27 protein-coding genes are annotated in these 21,648 nt (G+C 59.4%); 8 read left to right on the plus strand and 19 right to left on the minus strand.

Annotated features, from left to right (window positions below; all coding sequences use genetic code 11):
• Window positions 1–13 precede the first annotated feature (13 nt).
• Window positions 14–406 (plus strand): hypothetical protein, encoded by a 393-nt coding sequence (locus tag FIU93_RS16520; protein WP_152506202.1) that lies wholly within the window; start codon window positions 14–16, stop codon window positions 404–406.
• Window positions 407–655: 249 nt separating this feature from the next.
• Here FIU93_RS16520 and grxD read toward each other — a convergent pair whose 3' ends face one another.
• The 3 genes from grxD to purL form a co-directional block, all read right to left on the minus strand.
• Entirely contained in the window at window positions 656–991 is a 336-nt protein-coding gene (grxD, locus tag FIU93_RS16525) for a Grx4 family monothiol glutaredoxin (RefSeq protein ID WP_023000869.1), read from the minus strand.
• An 89-nt stretch (window positions 992–1,080) separates the two neighbouring features.
• Window positions 1,081–1,314, minus strand: a complete 234-nt coding sequence (locus tag FIU93_RS16530; RefSeq protein WP_006932469.1) for a BolA family transcriptional regulator — start codon at window positions 1,312–1,314, stop codon at window positions 1,081–1,083.
• A gap of 42 nt (window positions 1,315–1,356) precedes the next feature.
• Window positions 1,357–3,555: a phosphoribosylformylglycinamidine synthase subunit PurL gene (gene purL / locus FIU93_RS16535; protein WP_055655071.1), complete on the minus strand. Its 2,199-nt coding sequence runs from the start codon at window positions 3,553–3,555 to the stop codon at window positions 1,357–1,359.
• Window positions 3,556–4,089: 534 nt separating this feature from the next.
• Between purL and FIU93_RS16540 the strand changes: the two genes are divergently transcribed.
• The gene (locus FIU93_RS16540; protein WP_152506203.1) at window positions 4,090–5,067 is read left to right on the plus strand and encodes a cyclase family protein; all 978 of its coding nucleotides are present in this window, start codon (window positions 4,090–4,092) and stop codon (window positions 5,065–5,067) included.
• A gap of 97 nt (window positions 5,068–5,164) precedes the next feature.
• Here the strand turns inward: FIU93_RS16540 and FIU93_RS16545 are convergent, their stop codons facing one another.
• From FIU93_RS16545 to FIU93_RS16560, 4 genes are all read right to left on the minus strand, one after another.
• Window positions 5,165–6,130 carry a calcium/sodium antiporter gene (locus FIU93_RS16545; RefSeq protein WP_023000873.1) on the minus strand — a complete coding sequence of 322 codons (966 nt, stop codon included), beginning with the start codon at window positions 6,128–6,130 and terminating at the stop codon, window positions 5,165–5,167.
• 126 nt (window positions 6,131–6,256) lie between these two features.
• Complete coding sequence (locus tag FIU93_RS16550; protein WP_152506204.1) at window positions 6,257–6,769, minus strand: hypothetical protein; 513 nt, start codon at window positions 6,767–6,769, stop codon at window positions 6,257–6,259.
• Between the two features lie 106 nt (window positions 6,770–6,875).
• The gene (locus tag FIU93_RS16555) at window positions 6,876–7,346 is read right to left on the minus strand and encodes a hypothetical protein (RefSeq protein ID WP_152506205.1); all 471 of its coding nucleotides are present in this window, start codon (window positions 7,344–7,346) and stop codon (window positions 6,876–6,878) included.
• Between the two features lie 23 nt (window positions 7,347–7,369).
• On the minus strand, window positions 7,370–8,881 hold the full coding sequence (locus tag FIU93_RS16560) for a PLP-dependent aminotransferase family protein (RefSeq protein ID WP_077292545.1): 1,512 nt from the start codon (window positions 8,879–8,881) through the stop codon (window positions 7,370–7,372).
• A gap of 102 nt (window positions 8,882–8,983) precedes the next feature.
• On the opposite strand from FIU93_RS16560, the gene FIU93_RS16565 reads away from it, so the two are divergent.
• The gene (locus FIU93_RS16565) at window positions 8,984–9,223 is read left to right on the plus strand and encodes a DUF1127 domain-containing protein (RefSeq protein WP_208992478.1); all 240 of its coding nucleotides are present in this window, start codon (window positions 8,984–8,986) and stop codon (window positions 9,221–9,223) included.
• Between the two features lie 123 nt (window positions 9,224–9,346).
• Here FIU93_RS16565 and FIU93_RS16570 read toward each other — a convergent pair whose 3' ends face one another.
• Complete coding sequence (locus FIU93_RS16570) at window positions 9,347–9,883, minus strand: peroxiredoxin-like family protein (protein WP_152506206.1); 537 nt, start codon at window positions 9,881–9,883, stop codon at window positions 9,347–9,349.
• Window positions 9,884–9,990: 107 nt separating this feature from the next.
• Here FIU93_RS16570 and FIU93_RS16575 point away from each other — a divergent pair, with 107 nt between their 5' ends.
• Complete coding sequence (locus FIU93_RS16575; RefSeq protein ID WP_152506207.1) at window positions 9,991–10,791, plus strand: AraC family transcriptional regulator; 801 nt, start codon at window positions 9,991–9,993, stop codon at window positions 10,789–10,791.
• 1,148 nt (window positions 10,792–11,939) lie between these two features.
• Here the strand turns inward: FIU93_RS16575 and FIU93_RS16580 are convergent.
• From FIU93_RS16580 to purC, 6 genes are all read right to left on the minus strand, one after another.
• Window positions 11,940–12,194, minus strand: coding sequence for a DUF2164 domain-containing protein (locus FIU93_RS16580; protein WP_006932460.1), 255 nt, complete (start codon window positions 12,192–12,194; stop codon window positions 11,940–11,942).
• Between the two features lie 19 nt (window positions 12,195–12,213).
• Window positions 12,214–12,879, minus strand: a complete 666-nt coding sequence (gene purQ / locus FIU93_RS16585) for a phosphoribosylformylglycinamidine synthase subunit PurQ (protein ID WP_023000880.1) — start codon at window positions 12,877–12,879, stop codon at window positions 12,214–12,216.
• Window positions 12,880–12,897: 18 nt separating this feature from the next.
• The gene (locus FIU93_RS31715; RefSeq protein WP_152506208.1) at window positions 12,898–13,005 is read right to left on the minus strand and encodes a phosphoribosylformylglycinamidine synthase-associated small membrane protein; all 108 of its coding nucleotides are present in this window, start codon (window positions 13,003–13,005) and stop codon (window positions 12,898–12,900) included.
• A 28-nt stretch (window positions 13,006–13,033) separates the two neighbouring features.
• Window positions 13,034–13,276: a phosphoribosylformylglycinamidine synthase subunit PurS gene (purS, locus tag FIU93_RS16595; RefSeq protein WP_031269246.1), complete on the minus strand. Its 243-nt coding sequence runs from the start codon at window positions 13,274–13,276 to the stop codon at window positions 13,034–13,036.
• A gap of 106 nt (window positions 13,277–13,382) precedes the next feature.
• On the minus strand, window positions 13,383–13,922 hold the full coding sequence (locus FIU93_RS16600) for a hypothetical protein (protein ID WP_152506209.1): 540 nt from the start codon (window positions 13,920–13,922) through the stop codon (window positions 13,383–13,385).
• A 121-nt stretch (window positions 13,923–14,043) separates the two neighbouring features.
• Complete coding sequence (gene purC, locus FIU93_RS16605) at window positions 14,044–14,808, minus strand: phosphoribosylaminoimidazolesuccinocarboxamide synthase (protein ID WP_006932454.1); 765 nt, start codon at window positions 14,806–14,808, stop codon at window positions 14,044–14,046.
• A 307-nt stretch (window positions 14,809–15,115) separates the two neighbouring features.
• Between purC and FIU93_RS16610 the strand changes: the two genes are divergently transcribed.
• The 3 genes from FIU93_RS16610 (at window position 15,116) to FIU93_RS16620 (ending at window position 16,867) form a co-directional block, all read left to right on the plus strand.
• On the plus strand, window positions 15,116–15,439 hold the full coding sequence (locus tag FIU93_RS16610) for a DUF1476 domain-containing protein (RefSeq protein ID WP_023000884.1): 324 nt from the start codon (window positions 15,116–15,118) through the stop codon (window positions 15,437–15,439).
• Between the two features lie 220 nt (window positions 15,440–15,659).
• Window positions 15,660–16,466, plus strand: a complete 807-nt coding sequence (locus tag FIU93_RS16615) for an aldolase/citrate lyase family protein (protein WP_075284785.1) — start codon at window positions 15,660–15,662, stop codon at window positions 16,464–16,466.
• A gap of 185 nt (window positions 16,467–16,651) precedes the next feature.
• Window positions 16,652–16,867: a hypothetical protein gene (locus FIU93_RS16620; RefSeq protein WP_075284786.1), complete on the plus strand. Its 216-nt coding sequence runs from the start codon at window positions 16,652–16,654 to the stop codon at window positions 16,865–16,867.
• Between the two features lie 6 nt (window positions 16,868–16,873).
• Here FIU93_RS16620 and FIU93_RS16625 read toward each other — a convergent pair whose 3' ends face one another.
• The 5 genes from FIU93_RS16625 to purB all read right to left on the minus strand — a co-directional run bounded on the left by FIU93_RS16625 (window position 16,874) and on the right by purB (window position 20,998).
• Complete coding sequence (locus FIU93_RS16625; RefSeq protein WP_062488384.1) at window positions 16,874–17,428, minus strand: alpha/beta fold hydrolase; 555 nt, start codon at window positions 17,426–17,428, stop codon at window positions 16,874–16,876.
• A gap of 239 nt (window positions 17,429–17,667) precedes the next feature.
• The gene (locus tag FIU93_RS16630) at window positions 17,668–18,183 is read right to left on the minus strand and encodes a BA14K family protein (protein ID WP_152506210.1); all 516 of its coding nucleotides are present in this window, start codon (window positions 18,181–18,183) and stop codon (window positions 17,668–17,670) included.
• A gap of 94 nt (window positions 18,184–18,277) precedes the next feature.
• Window positions 18,278–19,027 carry a metallophosphoesterase family protein gene (locus tag FIU93_RS16635; RefSeq protein ID WP_152506211.1) on the minus strand — a complete coding sequence of 250 codons (750 nt, stop codon included), beginning with the start codon at window positions 19,025–19,027 and terminating at the stop codon, window positions 18,278–18,280.
• A gap of 3 nt (window positions 19,028–19,030) precedes the next feature.
• Window positions 19,031–19,432 carry a DUF4260 domain-containing protein gene (locus FIU93_RS16640; protein ID WP_152506212.1) on the minus strand — a complete coding sequence of 134 codons (402 nt, stop codon included), beginning with the start codon at window positions 19,430–19,432 and terminating at the stop codon, window positions 19,031–19,033.
• Between the two features lie 237 nt (window positions 19,433–19,669).
• Window positions 19,670–20,998, minus strand: coding sequence for an adenylosuccinate lyase (purB, locus tag FIU93_RS16645; RefSeq protein ID WP_023000891.1), 1,329 nt, complete (start codon window positions 20,996–20,998; stop codon window positions 19,670–19,672).
• A 158-nt stretch (window positions 20,999–21,156) separates the two neighbouring features.
• On the opposite strand from purB, the gene FIU93_RS16650 reads away from it, so the two are divergent.
• Window positions 21,157–21,639 carry an NUDIX domain-containing protein gene (locus FIU93_RS16650; protein WP_031269247.1) on the plus strand — a complete coding sequence of 161 codons (483 nt, stop codon included), beginning with the start codon at window positions 21,157–21,159 and terminating at the stop codon, window positions 21,637–21,639.
• Window positions 21,640–21,648 lie beyond the last annotated feature (9 nt).

The following is a 21,648-nucleotide window of genomic DNA, read 5'->3' on the forward strand; positions in this document are numbered from 1 at the left end:
ATATGGTCGGAGAATGGCGGAACGCACCTGTACTCACCCTGAAATCCGCATTCACCTTGCGTTCAGCTTAGGTGATTCGGCAATTTTTGCCGAGATGGCGCCTGCATTCGACCGCAACCGATTCCGGTTAACATTGGATAAAGTGCAAGTCCAAGTGGTTTTGACGGGGTTTGAGCCCGATTGGCATCATTATGATTTACCCGGCGAATGGTTCCGGAGTGCCTTATGGCACCCGTCATTCCGGACAAGTCCGGCGAAGCTGCGCGCCGATCCGGAAACCAGATGTCATCGTGAGCAAAGCGAACTCTTTATTTCAATGGAAGGCCGCGCCTCGGGCGCGAAATATGTCTGGATTCCGGATCGGCGTTCGGCGTTGCCTCACTTGTCCGGAATGACGGGAAGGTGAGGCGCAACTCAACACGCCAAAAAGCGCATCTTGAACCGTCGCCCGGCTCTCTCCCTCACCATCGTCATCCCGGACAAGCGAAGCGCGAGCCGGGATCGGAGAGCCACCTGCGGTCAGGGATCCCGGTCGTTTCATGCCGCAGCCCGGCGCTCCATTTCCGGATTATCACCAGTGCGGGAACCCTCTGAGACACGAAAAAGGGGCGGTAGAACCGCCCCTTGAAAGCCTCGATCGGAACTTGCAGCCGGCTCAGGCGGTCTGCTGAGTGGTCTCGATGCCTTTTTCGGTGAGAAGGCCCTGCAGTTCCTGATTCTGGAACATTTCGCGGATGATGTCACAGCCGCCGACGAATTCACCCTTCACGTAAAGCTGCGGAATGGTCGGCCAGTTGGTGAATTCCTTGATGCCCTGGCGCAGATCGTCGTCTTCCAGAACGTTGATGCCTTTGTAAGGAGCGCCAACATAGTCAAGGATCTGTACGACCTGACCGGAAAAACCGCACTGCGGGAAGTTCGGCGTGCCTTTCATGAAAAGCACAACGTCGTTGGTGTCGACTTCGTTCTTGATCCAGTCCTGGATGCTCATGGGTCCGTCCTTTGTCTCTTTGCCGCCTATCTGGCGAGATCCGGCGGCAGATTCAAGTGCTCGCGCAGCCTGCGCGGCAATGTGTCAACTCAATCCGGTGCCTTGGTCTGAAGGGCGAGGGCGTGCAAAGCGCCGCCCATGTTGCCTTTCAGTGCCTCGTAAACCAGCTGATGCTGCTGCACACGACTTTTGCCCCGGAAGGATTCCGAGACAACATTCGCTGCATAGTGATCGCCGTCTCCAGCCAAATCCCGGATCTCGACCTGAGCGTCGGGCAAAGCCGCCTTGATCAGGGTCTCGATCTCATTTGCGTTCATCGGCATCGTGCGTCCGTCCTGTTGTTAAGTTCCTGAAGGTCAAACGGCTTATGCCGTTGCCATGTAATTCGGGAACCAATCTTCGTGCGCTTTTTTCAAGTTTGCAACGGATATGGTGAGAATGCCCTCAACAGTCAAATCCGTGCCACCGGTGGTGCCGATTTGTTGAACGTCGATACCGCCGTCCAGAATGTCTTCCAGAACGGCTTCCACCTTGTCCTGGGAAACGGTGACGACGTAGCGTCCCTGGTCTTCACCGAAGAGCGCGGCATGGGCCGGACCATCGATCTTGACCGTTGCGCCGATGCCGCTGGACATCGCCATCTCGGCGAGAGCGACACCCAGGCCGCCGGAAGAAATATCGTGTACAGCCGTCAGACGGGCCGCGCCGATGAGCTGGCGAACCAGCGTGCCACGGCGCTTTTCTGCCGCCAGGTCGACCGGCGGCGGAGCGCCTTCCTCACGACCCAGAATATCCGCGAGATACTGGGATGCGCCCAGATGGGTGCCCTTGCCACCGATGAGCAGGATTGCGTCACCTTCGTTTACGAAGGCCGCACCTGCGCGCACCGTGACGTCCGGAAGCAGTCCGACACCGCCAATGGCCGGGGTCGGCAGGATCGCTTCGCCGTGGGTCTCGTTGTACAGCGACACGTTGCCGGAAACGATCGGAAACTCGAGTTCCCGGCAGGCTTCGCCGATGCCTTTGATGCAGCCGACGAACTGGCCCATGATTTCAGGCTTTTCCGGGTTGCCGAAATTCAGGTTGTCGGTTGCAGCCAGCGGTTCGGAGCCGACGGCGGTCAGGTTGCGCCACACTTCGGCAACGGCCTGCTTGCCACCTTCAAACGGGTCCGCCTCGCAATAGCGCGGTGTCACGTCAACGGAGAAGGACAGGCCCTTGCGGGTGCCTTCCACGCGGATGACACCGGCATCACCGCCCGGCGTCGCGGCCGAATTGCCCTGGATCAGCGTGTCGTATTGTTCATAGACCCAGCGGCGGGACGAGCCGTTGGCGTTGCCGACCAGGGTCTTGAGAGCTTCGGCATAGTCCGCCGGTTCCTCGATTTCGGACGCGGACAGAACGGGGCGCTTTTTCGGCTCGACCCAGGGACGGTCATATTCGGGAGCTTCGTCACCGAGTTCCTTGATCGGCAGATCGGCGACGACTTCGCCCTGGTGCTTGACGATGAAGCGCAGCGTGTCGGTGGTCTTGCCGACGATAGCGAAGTCGAGGCCCCATTTCTTGAAGATGGCTTCGGCTTCGTGTTCCTTTTCCGGACGCAGAACCATGAGCATGCGCTCCTGGCTTTCCGAAAGCATCATTTCGTAGGCGCTCATCTGTTCTTCGCGCACCGGAACCTTGTCGAGGTCCAGCTCGATGCCGAGGTCGCCGCTGGCGCCCATCTCGACGGCAGAACAGGTAAGACCGGCCGCACCCATGTCCTGGATGGCGATGACCGCGCCGGTTTCCATGAGCTCAAGGCAGGCTTCCAGCAGGCATTTTTCGGTGAAGGGATCGCCAACCTGAACGGTGGGGCGCTTTTCTTCGATCGTATCGTCGAACTCCGCCGAAGCCATGGTTGCGCCACCGACACCGTCACGGCCGGTCTTGGCGCCGAGATAGACGACGGGCAGGCCGACGCCTTCGGCCTTGGCCAGGAAGATCGCATCCGATTTTGCAAGGCCTGCCGCAAAGGCGTTGACCAGGCAGTTGCCGTTGTAGCGGGCATGGAACTCGACTTCGCCGCCGACTGTCGGAACGCCGAAGGAGTTGCCGTAGCCGCCAACACCGGAAACGACGCCGGAGACGAGGTGACGGGTACGCGGATGATCGGGTTCGCCGAAGCGCAGGGCATTCATGGCCGCAACCGGTCGCGCGCCCATGGTGAAGACGTCACGCAGGATGCCGCCGACACCGGTCGCAGCGCCCTGATAAGGCTCGATGTAGGACGGGTGGTTGTGGCTCTCCATCTTGAAGACCACGGCCTGGCCATCGCCGATATCGACCACACCCGCGTTTTCACCCGGGCCCTGAAGCACGCGCGGACCTTCGGTCGGCAGGGTCTTCAGCCATTTCTTGGAGGATTTGTACGAGCAGTGCTCGTTCCACATGGCTGAAAAGATGCCCAGCTCGGTGAAGGTCGGCTCGCGGCCGATCAGTTCCAGGATGCGCTCATATTCATCCGGCTTCAGACCGTGGGAAGCAATCAGGTCGGGCGTGATCTTGATGTCGTTCGGGATCATGACGTTTCACTGTTTTTGGCCAGTGTTTCTGGCCAATGGGTGGGGCCGCGACGGCACGGGCAGACGATGATGCCGCCGTTTAGCAGATTGTCCCCCAATTTGGGAGCCTTGCGGTGCAAAGAAATTCGACAAATTTGAACGCGGGCGATGCGATTGGCCTTGCAGACGTTCTTCCACCTGACAGCGCAGTGCCTTCCAACCGGCACAAGTTCGAATTCAAGCCCGGTAGCAAGGGAAAATCCGGTTCGTAAAAGTCTCACCGGCAAAGCGGAGATGGCTGCAATGCGGGTGTTTCAGTGCATTTGGGTGCGGCCTTGACAGATTTGGACGATTGTCCTAATTCGATTTTAGGGCAATTGTCCTAATCGTGCCGGGCGCGTTTGAATGTGCCTGTTCTGAAAACCGAAAACCCTGTCAGGCAATCCGTCCTGCTGAAACGTGGAGGAGCAATCCTCCACGAACGGAATCGCCTTGCCGGTCGTTCCTGCATGCACGGGGTTTTGAGAGGAAGGAATTCCACTGGTGCAAGACTTGATGAATCAGACCCGAAAGCTTTTTGCCGCCACACTCATGGCCGCGACCCTTGCCGGTTCACCGGTTTTCGCGGCAGGCGATCAGGTGGGGGAAAGTCCATGGGGACCGGAAGACGAGATCGGCACGCTCAACATGATGAGCGATGCCTCCCGGTTGGAGATCTTGCAGCGCATCGATACGGGCAAGATTTATGATCTCGGTGTTGATCTCTTTGTCGGCATGCCAGATTGTTGCAGTGCCGCCTTCGGCGATCCGACCTACCAGATGATGATGCTTCATACGCCGGCGCGCGGGGATGGCAGCAAGGAGCTCCTTTCGCATTCCAGCGAAGCGATTTCGATGAATACCCACACGGGAACCCATATCGACACGCTCAGTCACTTCGGATTTCACGGGAAAATCTGGAACAACGTTAGCGCCGACGAGGCGCAGGGTGTGCGCGGGTGGGCGAAATCCGGTGCGGACAAGTATCCACCCATCATTGCGCGCGGCGTGCTGATCGACGTTGCGAGGGCCAAGGGTGTGGATGTGCTGCCGGCGTCCTACGCCATTACGGTGGATGATCTGAAAACCGCGCTGGATGCGCAGGGAACCAGCTTGCAGGAAGGTGATGTGGTGCTCATCCGTACCGGCCAGATGCAGCATTGGCCGGACAGGTCGAAACTGGCGCTGTTCAGCCAGTCAGGGCTTGGCCTTGATGCCGCAAGGTGGCTGGCCGAGGAGCAAAAGGCGATGGTGCTGGGCGCGGATAACCTGGGTCTGGAAAGTTTCCCGTCCACCAACCCGGACAATTTCGCACCTGTTCATTCCTATCTGCTGGCGCAGAAGGGGGTCTCGTTTATCGAGCTCCTGTGGCTGGAAGACCTGGCAAGGGACGGGGTGCATGAATTTGCCTTCATCACCTCGCCGCTGAAACTGCGTGGCGCCACCGGCTCGCCGATCCGCCCGATTGCGGTCCCCATCAGAAGCAGTCGTTGAAGTTGTCCTTCTGGCCGGTGGAGCAAAAGCCTCCGCCGGCTTGGGCTGGCAGGAGAAGATCTCCCCATTGCGCTAGGTTCGGCCTTTCTGAGGAAGTTCACCCGAGGGCGTTGTGGAGGACGTAACCTGTATAGCCGGCATAGGCCAGGAGCATGATGGCGCCCTCGCGCCGACAGATACGGCCGCCCGTCATGGCAAAGACCAGAAGGATCACTGTAGCCCCCAACAAGACCCAGATGTCGAAGCTCATGATTTCCTGCGGGACCTGGAGGGGGGTGATAACCGCGGTAATGCCCAGAATGCCCAGGATATTGAAGAGGTTGGAGCCAAGGATGTTGCCAAGAGCAATATCTGTCTGACGCTTGAGAGCTGCGATCACCGAGGTGACCAGCTCAGGCAGGGACGTGCCGACCGCGACGATGGTGACGCCGATAACCGCGTCGCTGATGCCCGCAGCCTGCGCAAGGCTGGTTGCTCCGGAGACCAGAAAGTGTGCTCCGCCCAGGATCATTACCAGTCCGCCAAATGCCATCGCCAGATTGAGTAGCAGGTTCAGCTGTCCGGCTTTGGGAGCGACCAGCTGGACTTCCCCCCTGTGCAGCTCCGCCGAAGGCGTATGCGTGCCTTTTTCCATCCGGTAGGTGACAACAAGATAGACCGCCAGTGCGAGTATCAGGACCAGGCCTGCTTCCCGTCCAATCAAGCCGGACAATGCAAGGCCCGTGAAAGCGAGAGCTGCCAGAGCGTTGGCCGGACCGTCGCGCAGCAACGCTTTGGGGTCGACCAGCAATGGTGAGATGACGGCTGTCAGCCCCAGAATGAGCAGGATATTGGCGATGTTCGAGCCGGCGACGTTGCCGACTGCAAGGCCGGCAGATCCGTTGAGTGCCGCCAGCACGCTCGTCATCAGTTCCGGTGTCGACGTGCCGAAGCCCACAAGGACCAGGCCGATCAGAAGTTCGGAGATGCCGAAGCGCTTTGCAAGGCCGACAGAACCGCGCACAAGCACGTCACCACCGGCCACGAGGAGAACCAGGCCGAGCGCAATTTCAAAGACAGTCATTTTGGAGATCCCGAGGACACGTCGCTGGCAGATGGTGTGCCGGATTGCACCGCACAATGGCTTTAGAAGTGCCGCGCAAACTTTTTTCGCGCGATAGCAAAAGGACTTACCATGGCGGCTACCGGTCTAGCCCTTTGGCGCCGGCTGGATATCCGGATTGACGTGATAACCGGGGCCGATGGTTAGCGGTTTTGACGGCATCGCCTTCGGCGCGACACTGGATTTAAGACCCTTTTCGTGGCGCTCTATTTCCTCGCCCGTCTTTGCGTCGATGACATGAAGAACTGCCGCATAGGTGCGTTCGGCTTCAACATCTCTGAGGGACGGTGTTTCGAAGCTGTAGTTCCGCTTGGCGTGGGAAACGGCCTTTTCGACCTCGATCTTGCCACCTTGCGGGCTTTCAAATTCGGCAATGAGCCGGGTGCCAAGGGGCAGGGGTTTCACGAGGCCAACCGTTATGCCCGCCCGAATGTCGGCGATGCGGTAGTTGTAGATGAAGCCACCGCCGGTGATTTCGGCGAAGCTGGCGCTTTCCAGGATGGACTGATTGTAGCGGTAGACGGTTCCGAAGACGGCAATGCAATAGACAGCCGCTGCCACGCCGGCCAGTTTCACCCACAAAGGCACAGACCCTGTCATCACAACCTCCCGGTAGTCGGTTCACATTGTCAGCAGCGCCGGTGCAGGACAAGGAAAACGTGTTTCCGGTATCAAACGGTGCGAGGCAGGCAAACCGGCGGTTTGCTTACCTGCGGAGAGCGTTGCCGTTGCCATTGCGCCTCAGACAGTCCTCGATCGCCTCGACCAACTCCGCACCGTAAAAGGACACCCGTCTTTCATTGTCGTTTCCCGTCACAGGAACTGAAAGTGTCAGCGTTGGCGCAAACCAGAGATCGCGGCGATATGCGTCCGAGACTGCGGTCCAGGGGATGAGTATCGGCTTGTGGCCGATCCTGAAGACAAAGATCGGGTACATGTGGAGCCCACCATCGGACAGGGTCACATCCACGCTGTTGCGGTAGTTGCCGAAGAGACCGAAGCGGATGGTGCGCCAGCTCCAGGTGCGGCCTTCCGGCTTCTGGCTGGCCGGGTAGGCTTTTGCCAGTCCCGCCCAGCCGCCTGTATGGGCAATGACAAAGACGATCACGGACCAGAACAGGGCGAAGACGACTGCGAAGGCTGGCAGGATCAAGAAGAGCAAGCTGGTTTCAGACATGTTTCTCCGCCTTCAGAGGGTCGCTATTCGAAACTGTCGTAGCAGGCGCCGCTGTCCTCCAGCAAATTTTGCAGGATCAGCAGACCCTTCGCGGTTTCCTGCCGGGTCATCGGGTTGGTGATGCCGATGCGAACGCGGTGATAGACCTTGCCGGATCGGCCGGTCTTGAACTCGTCTTCATCGTCAATCAGCACATTGGCGGCAGCGGCCGCCGCCTTGAAAGTGCCGGAGAGCCAGGGTTCGGGAAGCTTCAGCCAGAGAAACGGCGCGTCGGCGGCGGCAAACATGTCGTAAGCGCCGAGATATTTCTGTACCAGTTCGAAACGGGCGGAGACTTCCGCGAGGATTTTCTGGCGGAATTCGTCGGCAGCGCCGGACAGAACCAGCCGGGATGACAGTTCCGACAGGAGAAAGGATATGCCGCCGGTCAGCATCTTGTGGGCGGTGTAGATCCGCTGTGCATGAGACAGCGGGCTGGAAACCCAGCCACCGCGCACGCCTGCTGTCACGGACTTGGACAGCGAGCCGACATGAAAGGTACGCTCCGGTGCCAGTGCGGCAAGCGGGGGCGGCGAGGTTTCGCGCAAGGAACCGTAGACCTCGTCCTCGATGATCCAGAGATTGTACTGGCGGGCGATGGTTACAATGTCCGCACGACGCTGTTCACCCATCATGCCGAGGGTCGGATTATGCATGGTCGGCATCACGAACAGCAGCTTCGGGTGTTTCTGTGCGCAGACCCTCGCGAGATCTTCGGGCAGGGGACCTTCGTCGTCCCGCGCGATCTGCACCGGCCTGCGGCCGGAGAGAGCCGCGCCACGGGCGATCGAGCTGTAGGTCAGTTCCTCGAAGGCGACCTGATCGCCAGGTGCGGTCGTTGCCGCGATGATTGCCATGATTGCCGCCTGGGCGCCCGTCGTCGGCACGATGCTGCCTTCCGGTGGCTGCCAGCCGGCACGGGACAGCCAGATCCGCCCGGCCTGGCGCCAGCTTTCCGGCACGGAGCGGGTGTAGCTGGCAATTTCGTAAGGGGCATCACGGGTGATGTCTGCCGTCAGCCTTCCGATGACGCCGGCCTGGCCGATCTCGGGAGCGGATGTGCTGTCGAAGCGGATTGCCTCCGGCGAAGGCACCATGACCCTGGTGCCGCCAAAGGCGACATCCTTAGGCATGTGCATCGCGCCCTGGGTCCACGAAGAGGCGGACATGTCATGCGCGGCGGAGCCGTTGGTCTGCTGTGTCGGCCGGTCAAGGTCCGGTTTGGTGTCTTCTTCGAGTGACGGTTCATAGGTGCTGCCGAGCACGAATGTGCCGCGCCCGACTTCGCCGCTGACGAGGCCACGCTGTCGGATCAGGGCGTAGGCGCGTCCTATGGTGCCGACAGTGACACCCAGATCATACGCAAGGTCGCGCTGCGGCGGCAGTTTGGAACCGGCACCAAGCGCGCCAGTGGCAATATCCTCGGCGATGCGGTCTGCCAGGCGGATGTAGAGGGGCCCTTGGCCCTCGGGAATCTCTGGGTGCCAATTTGTCATGGTGACAATTTAATATATTGCATCCCGAATGGAGTCAATTCATATGATTGTAGCGCAACAATGCGCCCAATTGATGCAATTGTCACCCTGGAGATGTCTCAAATGAGTTCAATCGAAACAATATCCGGGCGCCCGATATCGCGGCTCCGGATTCCCGGCGGTTTTACCAAAACGGCTTTCAGCTATCTGAAGGATTGGTTTGTCAGGCGCCGGACCCGCCTGGAACTTCTGGAATTGTCAGACGCGGCCCTTGAGGACCTCGGACTGACCCGGGAAGCTGCGCTTGCCGAGGCAATGCGCCCCTTCTGGGATACCGAAAGCCGGCGCAAGGGCCGGTATTGATGCGGAGATCTTTGGCGATCCCCCCAAACAAGGACCTGCTACCCCTGGCGAGTCTTTTTTGATGCCGGACACGATGCAGCCCGTGTCCGGCATCCTTGTTTTCAATTCCGTATCAAGGTGCCGTCAGACTGCACCGGTATATTCGCCGCGTGCCGGATAGTCGTTCTTTTGAACGAAATCGAGTGCACCGACCATTTCCTGGAAGTGCGGACGCACGAAAGGCATTGTCTGGACGGAGGCGAAATAGAGCGTGCCGTCCGGTCTGACAAGAAAGACGCCCGGTTCGGAAAACAGCGCAGGCTCCTCGATGCCGATCGAGGTGGTGCCGCGGCTGGTTGAAACATAAAGTCCCCATTCCCTCGCAACACTCAGCGGCAGGCCGTAGCCAAAGCGCAGATCTGCGTGACCGACCTTTTCCGCCATCTTTTCCGTACGGTCCTTGTCGTCCGACGAAATAGCGATCGTCTTGACGCCCTTGGCCGCGAAGTCGGCGGTCAGACGGCCGAGTTCCTTAAGGTAAGTGGCGCAGATCGGACAATGAAGGCCGCGGTAGAACACTACCAGCGTTGCAAAGTCGGCGTTATCCTTGGACAGATCAAAGGTGCCTGAGCTCAGGGTTTCGACCGTGAGGCCGGGTACCGGTTGGCGTGGAACGAGCATGTTTTCCTCATTTGGCTAGGCAAGGCTTCACATTTCCCTGCGGATGGCTGTAAGGTAGTGAACGCAAGCGCTATAAACATTCAAAAAATATGCTCAGGAGTACGGAAATGTCGGTCCCATATCGCACGTCCTTTAATGGAAGGCTGGACCGGCTGTCTTCGCTCATCGACCGGCTCCGCGTTCAGGTTGACATTTCACTGGCAGCGGACGGGAGCGAAAGCGATGCCAACCTGAGGGTCTATGAAAGTCCTGAGAGAGGGCTGAGACTGGTTTTCTGCCCGGAGCGGGACGGATCTGCCGTGCGTGCCGGTATGGAAGCAGCCCCCGACGAAACGTCGCTTGTCGCTGCCCGGATCACGATATCAGGTGTCGGCAGGCAGCTGGTCAGTGCCTTGCCGGACTGCATTTCCGTGCCGATGTCGGAAGATCCATATCTCACCGCTGTCGTGACGCCGCTGATCGAGGAGGCGACTATGCCCAGGTGCGGTGGACAGGCTGCCTTCCAGCGTTTGTGCGAAGTGGTGGTGATCCGTCTGCTGCGTCATGCCATGGAAGAAGGCAAGGCCGATACCGGCCTCCTGAACGGTCTTGCAAACCCGCGGATCGCAGCCGCTCTGGTGGCAATCCACGAGGTGCCCGGAGAACACTGGACGCTGGAAAAACTGGCCGAAACCGCCGGCATGTCACGCACCCAGTTCGCAGTGACGTTTAAGGAACTCGTCGGGACGACACCCATGGGTTATCTCTCGAACTGGCGGTTGGATATTGCCCGCTCGGAGCTGGAAACCGGCAGGCAGGTCAAGGCCGTCGCGAGCCTCTGCGGCTTCGCAAGTCCGGCGGCCTTTTCCAGGGCCTTCTCCCGCCGTTTCGGCTATTCCCCCAAACAAAAGCGCAGCCAGGCGGCCTGAACCGTCTGTTCGCTGAACCTCACTAGCCCCCGTTTTTGTCATCCCGGTTTGGCGCAAATCGCCAAGACCGGGATCCAGTAGTCGCGGGAGCTGGCAGGATAATGCGATGTGACCGACGCAGTGGGTTACTGGATCCCCGCCTTCGCGGGGATGACAGGGGAGGTTAGGGCAGTTTGGGTTCGTGAAGCGCTGGCTGATTGGGGCGCGCGAGAGTACAGCATTCACTGATCGATGATCAGGCTACAGCGACTTTCCCAACCCGCTTGTCATCCCGGTTTGGCGCAAAGCGCCAGGACCGGGATCCAGTAGTCGCGGGAGCTGGCAGGATAATGCGATGTGACCGACGCAGTGGGTTACTTGATCCCCGCCTTCGCGGGGATGACAAGGGAGGTGGAGGGCGGCTCGGGTTTGTGAGGTGCTGGCGGATTGGAGTGCAGGAGGTACTGCTTTCGCTCATCGATGGTCAGGCTACAGCGACTTTCCCAACCCGCTTGTCATCCCGGTTTGGCGCAGAGCGCCAAGACCGGGATCCAGTCGCTTTCAGGGCAGAAGGAATGGGCAATGCGGTCCAGGCAGCCGGTTACTGGATCCCCGCCTTCGCGGGGATGACAAGGAAGGTTAGGGCGGCTCGGGTTCGTGAGGTGCTGGCAGATTGGAGCGCGAGTGGGGACCGCATTCATTCATCGATGGTCATGCTACAGCGAGTTTTCCAACCCCGCTTGTCATCCCGGTTTGATGCGCAGCGCCAGGACCGGGATCCAGTAGTCGCGGGAGCTGGCAAGATTATGCGATGTGACCAAGGCAGCCGGTTACTGGATCCCCGCCTTCGCGGGGATGACAAGGGAGATGAGGGCGGACTTGGTTCGTGAGGCGCAGGCTGATTTGAGCGCGAGAGTGTACCGCGTTCACACTTCGATGGTCAGGCAACTGCGACTTTCCCAACCCCGCTTGTCATCCCGGTTTGGCGCAGAGCGCCAAGACCGGGATCCAGTAGCTTTCGGCTGAAGGGATGGGCAAAGCGGTCCAGGTAGCCGGTTACTGGATCCCCGCCTTCGCGGGGATGACAAGGAGGCTGGGGGTAGGGTGCGCCCGGCGCAGCGGAAATCAATGTGGACGGTACGAACCAACGCCACGTCGCCCAGTGCAGCTCAACCGCGATCCTGAACCGGTTTTTCCAGGGCGTAGAGTTCGTCGTTGATGTCGTCGACCTTGCGGGCAAGCAGCGCCTGGGCGTCCTTGAGGCCGAGGTTGTAGAACCTGGCCCCGAGGGATGGTGTCAGGAAATCGATCAGCAATTCGGCATCCATGTTGCCGATGTCGATGTCCAGGTCTGTTTCGAGATAATGCTTGATCTCGGAGGCGAGGCGGGTTCTGGCGTCCTTGTCGAGTGTCAGGTCCGTCATGTCCGCCTCCCGGATGGCTTCAGGCTGCTTCCAGCAGGCTTTCGAACAGGAGGCGCCCGTCGAGGCCGCCATTGAGCGGCTCGATCAGGTTTTCCGGGTGCGGCATCATGCCCAGAACGTTGCCTTTGGCATTCATGATGCCGGCAATGTTGTTGATGGAGCCGTTCGGGTTGGTGTCGCCCGCATAGCGGAAAACGACCTGGCCGTTGTCTTCGATCTGCTTCAGCGTGTCAGCGTCGGCGAAGTAGTTGCCGTCGTGATGGGCAACCGGGCAACGCCAGACCTGACCTTTTTCGAACTTCGAGGAAAACCTCGTCGCGGTGTTGACCGTTTCCATCAGGACTTCGCGACAGACGAAGGTGAGGCCGGCGTTGCGCATCAGGGCGCCGGGAAGCAGGCCTGCCTCGGTCAGGATCTGGAAGCCGTTGCAAACGCCGAGTACGGCGACGCCGCTGTCGGCCTTGGCAACAAGGTCCTTGAGGATCGGGGAGCGGGCTGCAATTGCACCGGAGCGCAGATAGTCGCCGTAGGAAAAGCCGCCGGGAACAACCACAAGATCCACATCCGGCAGGGTGCTTTCCGTGTGCCAGACGCTCTGCGGCCTGGTGCCGGTGATCAGTTCCAGGGCGTGGAACATGTCACGGTCGCGGTTGGAGCCGGGGAAAACGATGACTGCGGTTTTCATGTGGGCAATCCAGTCGGTTCAGAGCAGAACAAGTACGGCAACCAGGGCCGCGATTGCGGGCACCAGGATGAATATCGCCGCTTTGGTGGCCATGAAGATCAGGGCCGTGCGGGTATCGTCATCCATCGGTGGTGCCCCGGTGTCGAAGTTTCGGTCAGGCGATCTCGATCGCGTAGTTCTCGATGACGGTGTTGGCGAGCAGCTTTTCGCACATCTGCTCCAGTTCAGCCTTGGCGGCTTCCTTGTCGGTGCCGGTCAGTTCGACATCGAACACCTTGCCCTGACGAACAGAGCCGACGTCGCCGAAGCCGAGGCCGCCGAGCGCGCCTTCGATGGCTTTTCCCTGAGGATCGAGAACACCGTTTTTCAGGGTGACGATCACACGTGCTTTCATGATTGGGATCCCCGCAGCAGACTGCAGATTCTGCAGTTGAATGACTTTGGGGCTCCCCATACACGAGGAGCCCCATTTGCGAAAGGCCTGTGTGCAGAAAACCTGCGATTTACGGCAGGCGTTTGATCGTTGTCTGCTTCAGGAAGCGGTCGAGATTTGTCTTTGCCCTGGAGCTTGATGTCGCAAAGGAGGCAACGGTGCTGCCGCGGTCGTTTTGAATGATGATGCGTGCGGCAACATAGACGTTGCCTTTGTCCGTCCGGTACCTGGCAGTCATGTCGAAGCCGGAATAGGATTTGGTGACGACACGGCGATTGGTTTTGAGACGGACCTGCCCCTTCGAGGCCACGTTCGCAATGTTGCCGACGGCATTCATCAATTCGGCAGAGATCAGGTTTTGCCGGATGGCCGATTCCGTGTCGCCCTTGACCTCGATCGGACCCACAACGACAACTTCAGGCGATTTGCAGGTGGATGGCAGACAAACATAGACGGCCTTGTTGCCGTTCTGCTTGCTGGTCCAACCCTTGGGTGCAAAGCTGGAGGATATGCTGCCGGGCTTCAGGCCCGTGGTTTGACAGGCTGCAAGAAAGCCGCACAGAAGTGCAATCGATACGGCTTTGAAAATGAAAGAAAATCTAAAAGACATAACGCCCCCTCGTTGAACAAGGGGGCGTCATAGTTTGCAATACCTTTGGTTGCAATACTGACGTTAGGGCCGTTAGCGGCGATTGCGCCGGCCTGTGTCAATACTGCATCAGCAGCGCGTCTTACTTGACCAGGGTCGGTCCGGAGCCCGCCGGACGCTCGCTGGTGATCATGATCCCCAGCCGCTTGGCAACTTCCTGATAGGCTTCCAGCATGCCGCCCATGTCGCGGCGGAAGCGGTCCTTGTCCATCTTGTCGTTGGTCTCGATGTCCCACAGGCGGCAGCTGTCCGGGGAAATCTCGTCGGCGACGACGATGCGCATCATGTCGCCTTCGAACAGACGGCCACATTCGATCTTGAAATCGACAAGACGGATGCCGACGCCCAGGAACAGGCCGCACAGGAAATCGTTGACGCGAATGGCAAGCGCCATCATGTCGTCCAGTTCCTGCGGGGTGGCCCAGCCAAAGGCGGTGATGTGTTCTTCGGCGACCATCGGGTCGTTGAGCTCATCGTTCTTGTAATAGAACTCGATGATGGAGCGCGGCAGCTGCGTGCCTTCTTCCAGGCCCAGACGGGTAGCGATGGAACCGGCGGCGACGTTGCGCACGACCACTTCCAGCGGAATGATCTCGACTTCCCGGATCAGCTGTTCGCGCATGTTGAGGCGGCGAATGAAGTGAGTCGGGATGCCGATGGCATTCAGATGATTGAAGATATATTCGGAAATCCGGTTGTTGAGCACGCCTTTGCCGTCAACAATCTCGTGTTTCTTGTTGTTGAAGGCAGTCGCGTCGTCCTTGAAGTGCTGAACCAGGGTTCCCGGTTCCGGACCTTCGTAAAGGATCTTGCCCTTACCTTCGTAAATGCGCCGGCGGCGGTTCATAGGCTATACCGTATCTTTTAGAGAAACCTTTGACGGAACATGCTTACCTTGTCTGAAAATCCACCGGGACGTTTGTCGTCAACCGGCCGATGCTTGAAGGCAGCAGGCCCTGTTTTGCGGCGCGGAACTTAACCGAAGCCGGGCAAAAGTACAATCTTATGTTTCCGGAGAGTTCGCAGGGCGGTTATGCTTTTGACGCATGAGTGTACGTACTGCGTTGATTTGATCGGCTTGCGGGGATATGCAAGAGACCAAATCAGCCCCATATGGGGGGAAGTGCATCAGCGCAGTTCAGGAGACGATGAGTATGAGCACATTCGACAAGCGCGAGCAGGGGTTTGAAAACAAGTTTGCGCATGACGAGGAGCTGCGGTTCAAGGCAACCGCACGCCGCAACAAGTTGCTGGGTTTGTGGGCGGCAGGTCTTCTGGGCTTTGAAGGCGAGAAGGCCGACGAATACGCCAAGGAAGTTGTCCGGGCCGATTTCGAAGAGCCGGGCGAGGAAGACGTTTTCCGCAAGCTTCGCGAAGATTTCGACGCAAACAAGGTCGAGCAGTCCGATCATCAGATTCGTCGCACCATGGACGAACTGATGCACACGGCTGTCGACCAGTTGCAGAAAGAAGGCTGATCGAAGCTTTCTTCGATTGTCAGTTTCAAACGCCCGCCGGAAACGGCGGGCGTTTTTGTTTTGACGGGCGTGATCATTGGCAAGTTGGGGCTTTTCCAGCCTGGCAGAAGAAAATCCCCATCTCCCTTTGCGTCAACCAAGCTCCCAGAATTGCAAAAACAGCGCTTGCGGTTGTGTCGGCGGACGGATTTGATACCTCCTCTATCGGAGGAGACGACCCGTGTCAGATAATGCCTTTCTTGCCGACAAGTTGCGTTCCGGAAAAGCCGTCATTACCGGCTGGTCCCAATTGTCCGCGCCCATGGTTCCGGAGTTGTTTGCGCGCTCGGGATACGAGGCGGTTACGCTCGATCTTCAGCACGGCATGTATGATTTTGCATCGGCGTGCGAGGCGATGGCAGCCATTGCTCTTGCCGGGGCGCACCGCATTGCCCGCATTCCCGTCGGTGACAACGCCCTTGCGGGACGGCTGATCGACATGGGGGCCGATTGCATCATCGCGCCGATGATCAATTCCCTTCGGGACGCGGAAACCTTTGCGCGGGCTGTCAAATATCCGCCGATCGGCGAACGCAGCTGGTCGCCGTTTCGGGCAGCCATGCTGAGCGGCCAGACGCGGGACCAGTATCTCGAAAACGCCAATGCACAGACCCTTGCCTTTGCCATGATCGAAACCCAGGACGCGATCGACGCGCTGGACGAGATCCTGAGCGTCGACAGTCTTGATGGCGTGTTTGTCGGTCCGAGCGATCTTTCCCTTGCGCTGTCGAAAGGCGCTTCGCTCGATCCGAACGGGGCACATACCGGCGAAGTTGCCGGTGAGATTGCGGAAAAGGCGCTCGCGGCCGGGAAACTTGCCGGGATATTCTGCCTCAACGCCGACAAGGTCGAGGAAGCCTATAATCAGGGGTTCCGGTTGATGTCACACGGCGTCGATACGCTCTTTCTTGATCATTCCGCCAGGGCTGCGCTCAAGGAAGTGGCCTGGCTGGCGGAGCAGGGCACAGGACCCGCCGCCGGATATTGATTTGCTCTTCTTGCGGAAGCTTGACCTGGGTCAATGTCATAGTTTCGATATTGCGAAAGTATTCAGATATCGAAACCGCGACGGTTCTGAGCTTCAACGGCAAAGTTGATTATGTCTCATAATCAACCATTGTTGCCGCTGTGGCTCAGGACGGAGAACCGCCGCTTTCCCGATGGGAGATCCTCATGTGGAAACTGGCAATGATCCTGTTCATCATCATCGGCCCGACGCTTGCCGGTCTTGGGGCACTGGTTCCGTTATCGATCTACGGTGTCGGCACATTCAATGCTCTGCTGCTGGTCGGCGGCGCGGCGACAGGCGCCGCGATCGCCGTTCCGGTGAGCTATTGGGTGGCCACGCGCCTCGGAGCGTTGATGGACGCTTCCTCTGCACGGACCTGACAGCCGTCAGCCGAGCTTCTTCATGAAATGGGCAAAGGACATCATGCCTTCCGGCCAGGGGCCGTGGCCGCTTTCCAGGTTGATGTGACCGGCGGCTCCGGCGTCCTGGAAGGTGGTGCCCCAGACCTTGGCGAAATGCTCGGCGCGGGCGTAGTCGCAATATGGGTCGTCCCGGCTGGCGACAAGATGCGCGGGGAAGGGCAACGGATGTTCGGGAATGGGCTTGAAGTCCCCGCCATCGAATTCCGCCACCAGCCCCTCGCGGTCCCAGTCGGAAGGAGCGACGAGATAGGCGCCGGCAATCTTGTCCTTCAGCGCATGGGCACCGTGGGCAACCAGGATGCAGCCAAGCGAGTGTGCGACAAGCACAACGGGCCGTTCGGCGGCATCAACCGCTTTCACCAGCGTTTCCAGCCATTCCTTCTTGTTCGGACGATGCAGCTCTGCCTGTTTCACGACCCGGGCTGTCGGCATCTTGTCGCGCCAGCGCAACAGCCAATGGCCCGGCAGCGTCTGACCGTAACCTGGAACAAGCAGAATATCGGTGTCTGAAATTTTCACGGGCTACACCTTTTGCGTGGCTGTCGAAGATGTGCCGCTGTCTCGCAGTTTTTCCGGGCACTTGTCAATCGCGGCAAGGAAGGAGCCGGATGTTCTGAAGGCTGGAAGAAGCAACCGGCAAGCTACCGGCCTTCGGACCTCAGCGCCGTTTGCGTTCAAAGCCGTCGAGGTGACGGCTGAGGCAAATGAAAGGAGCCGGCCCAAAGGACCGGCTCGATGTTTGTCGCCGTCAGCTTGAATCACGGCCCATAGGGCGAGACGCACACACGGCGTGGTCCGTGATAGGGCTGGAAGCTGTTGTCGCCAGGGCGGTAAGACCGATAACGCTGACCACACCACTGATAGTGCGCGGGGCTGTAGCCACGGCCGTAGCGAGGCGGGGCGGCGTAGCGCGGGGGGGCTGCGTAGCGTGGTGGGGCCGCATAGCGGGGGCCGGGAGCAACGCCGAAGCCGAAGGCAAAAGCAGCCGGCGGGAACCACCAGCCGTTATACTGGCGATAGCCTTGGCGATATTTCCGGTAACCCCGGTGCCCGTTGTAATAGTGGCGTCCGTTACGATTGTTGTAGCCACGATGCGGGTTATGACCTCTTCTGTGGTCAACCTTGAGGACGTTCGCCGGGGCTTCCGAATGCGTCTGAACCGGCGCCGGCGCGGTCTTGAGCAGTGGCAGCGGAGCGGCGAAGGCCGGCAAAGCCAGGCTCACCGCAAGACTGCCGATGGCGGCGTGACTTAAAACGGATTTCCAGATCGACATCACATACTCCATGCTAATCATGGACATAAAACGTGGAGCGCCCGGCTTCGTTCCCCGAAATGGTCATGCTCCGTCATTTGTGATCGCGAAGATCTCAGGAAAGTGGGCCGTAAAAACCGTGTTTCAGGGCCCGGGCCCAACCCGGACGCCCGTTCTTTTCTGCTTCGGCGGAGGCTGTGTCCCAATCGTATGTCAGGATCTTTTCCTGAAAGTTCCATGCTCCGTGATTGTTTGTCATCAGGGCATAGCGGGCATGCGGACTGCCGGCTTCCATGACATGCCGGTGCGGATGGTCGTCTTCGTAGGACGGCAAGCCGACGCTGCCCGGATTGAGCAGGATCTGCCCGGTTTTCTGGAGGCGGATGACCCTGGGAATGTGCGTGTGACCGCAGCAGATGACGGGAGCGGTTTCGCCCTTCAACTCGTCCAGCAAGGTCTGTTCGTCCGGCAGGTGTCCCTTCGGCCCGTCCACCTTTTCAGTCAGGTAGCGGTCATCGTTGTCCGGGGTGCCGTGGCACAGGAAAATCTCGTCTGTCAGGCGTATGGTCGGCTGGCTTGTTGCCAGCCAGTCGCGGCTTGCCTGGGAAAGACGCTCAGCGGCAAAGACGTCGGTCGGTCCCATTTTGTCGATCGGATCGTCCAGGACGATGCGGTCATGGTTGCCGCGAACGGTCGGCCAGGCAGTCTCACGCAGGATGGCGGCAGTTTCCTCCGGCCAGAGCGGACCGGAAATGCAGTCACCCAGATTGACGATCAGGTCCGGTGCTTCCAGTTTCAGGTCTGCAAACACGGCTTCAAGGGCCAGGACATTGCCGTGAATGTCCGAGACGACGGCGATTTTCATGATTCAGCTATCCTGACGGCCGATCCGGCCAAGGTGAGTGATCTTGAACCCTTCAGGGCTCTTCAGGCCGTAGCCCAGAACCCGGTCGAACGCAATGTGGGCGGTCCAGATGATCGCGATCGGAGCAAAATCCCAGAAGGCGTAGGGATCCAGATCATAATCCGTGAGCAGGACGCCAAGCCCCATCAGGAGGGCCGGGCCGATGTAGGTGTGAAAGAGATTGTAGATCACGGCGCCAACGCGTGGATTGGCCAAGTAGCCCAGCATCGACAGGTCGGGCACCAGAATGAGGATGACAAACGTCAGCCACGGCGCCCCTGTCCAGAAATAGAGGATCAGCGAAGCAATCAGGATGAAAAGCGCTTCGAGGCGCTGCCAGGCAACAAGGGATTTTTCGCCGGACATCGCTTTACCTTCCGCGGAAAGAGAAGGGGAGGCCGATGCCTCCCCGAAGCCCGACTACAGACCTCGGATCGTCATCCCGGACGCAGCGAAGCGGAGATCCGGGATCGGGGAGCCGAGGTCTATCGGTCAAACTTCCTGTGCGAATACAAAATTCTGTGGCTCCCCGGTCCCGGCTCGCGCTTCGCTTGGCCGGGATGACGACGGAAAGCAAATTTACGCCGCCAAATGGCGGAAGCCTCACGCTTCGCCGAACACCCGTTCAAAGATCACATCGACATTCTTGGTGTGGTAGCCGAGGTCGAAGCGGTCGCGGATTTCTTCTTCGGACAGATATTTGCGCACATCCGCGTCGTTCAGAAGTTCGGTCAGGAAGTCGACCGAGGCAGCACCGGCCACCTGGTAGCTGTCCCACACCTTCATGGCGTTGCGCTGGACCAGACGGTATGCGTCCTCGCGCGACGAACCAGCCTGGGTGAGGGCGAGCAGGATACGCTGGGAGTGCACGAGGCCGCCGAGACGGTCCATGTTGCCGATCATGCGCTCCGGATAAACCAGCAGCTTGTCGATAACACCGGTCAGGCGGGCCAGAGCGAAATCAAGGGTGATGGTCGCGTCCGGGCCGATCATGCGCTCGACGGAGGAATGGGAAATGTCGCGCTCGTGCCAGAGAGCCACGTTTTCCATTGCGGGAATGGAGAAGCCGCGGACGATACGGGCAAGACCGGTCAGGTTCTCGGTCAGGACGGGGTTGCGCTTGTGCGGCATTGCCGACGAGCCCTTCTGACCCTTGGAGAAGAATTCTTCGGCTTCCAGAACCTCGGTACGCTGCAGGTGGCGGACTTCCGTTGCCACGCGCTCGATGGAGGAGGCGATCACGCCGAGGGTTGCGAAATACATCGCGTGACGGTCACGCGGGATCACCTGGGTGGAGACCGGTTCAGCCTGGAGGCCCATGGCCTTGGCGACGTGTTCTTCCACGGCCGGGTCGATGTTTGCGAAGGTGCCGACCGCACCGGAAATGGCGCAGGTGGCAATTTCCTCACGAGCTGCCAGCAGGCGCTTCTTGCAGCGGTCGAACTCTGCATAGGCTTCGGCCATCTTCAGGCCAAAGGTTACCGGTTCGGCATGGATGCCGTGGGAGCGGCCGATGCAGACGGTGTCCTTGTGTTCCATTGCCCGGCGCTTGATCGCGGCAAGCAGGGCGTCCATGTCGGCCAACAGCATGTCGGTTGCCTTGACCAGCTGGACGTTGAAGCAGGTGTCGAGCACATCGGACGAGGTCATGCCCTGGTGCACGAAACGGGCATCCGGGCCAACGATTTCCGCCAGATGTGTCAGGAAGGCGATGACGTCGTGTTTGGTCTCGCGCTCGATCTCGTCGATGCGGTCGATGTCGAACGTGGCGCTGCCACCCTTTTCCCAGATGGTCTTGGCCGCTTCTTTCGGAATGACCCCGAGCTCGGCAAGTGCGTCGCAGGCATGGGCCTCGATCTCGAACCAGATGCGGAACTTCGATTCCGGCGACCAGATGGCAACCATGTCGGGACGGGAATAGCGCGGGATCATCGGCGAATGGACCTCGTATGTGGAAAATCTGGCTGCGGAATAGCAGAGGGGCGCTGCCCCTTCAATGCGGAGACGCGGTTTTTGCTTGCAGCAAAGTGCCCGAATGTGAATTTTACGGTGCACACGAGCGCGATGCGACTGTCTTTGAGGAGACACGGATGACAATCTGGCGGCCGGCTAACACGATTGCGGTCAAGGCTCTTGCCCTGATCTGGCAGGATGACGCGCTGCTTCTGTCAGACGTGCGGAACGATACGGGACGTATCACCGGCATGCGGCCGCTCGGCGGCACCGTGGAGTTTGGCGAGCCCTGGCGCGATACGCTCCAGCGCGAGTTCCTGGAAGAACTGGGAGCAAGGATCACTCTGCTCGACGAGTATATCGTCATGGAGAACATCTACGATCATCATGGCGTCGCAGGCCACGAGATCGTTTTCCTGTGCCACGCCCATTTTACCGACAACAGCTACTACCGGACCGATACCATCGTTTACGAGGTGAATGATGACACGGTCGGGACGGCACGCTGGATCACGCTTGACGAGCTGGCCGCAAAGGGTCTTGAACTCTATCCCTCCGGTTTGAAGGACAAGCTGCCAGGGCAGGCGGGGAAACCCGTGCCGGGCCGCCGTTTCAGCTAGGCTGGATCC

Origin of the sequence: Labrenzia sp. THAF35 (assembly GCF_009363595.1) — a bacterium.
GTDB lineage: Bacteria > Pseudomonadota > Alphaproteobacteria > Rhizobiales > Stappiaceae > Roseibium > Roseibium algicola.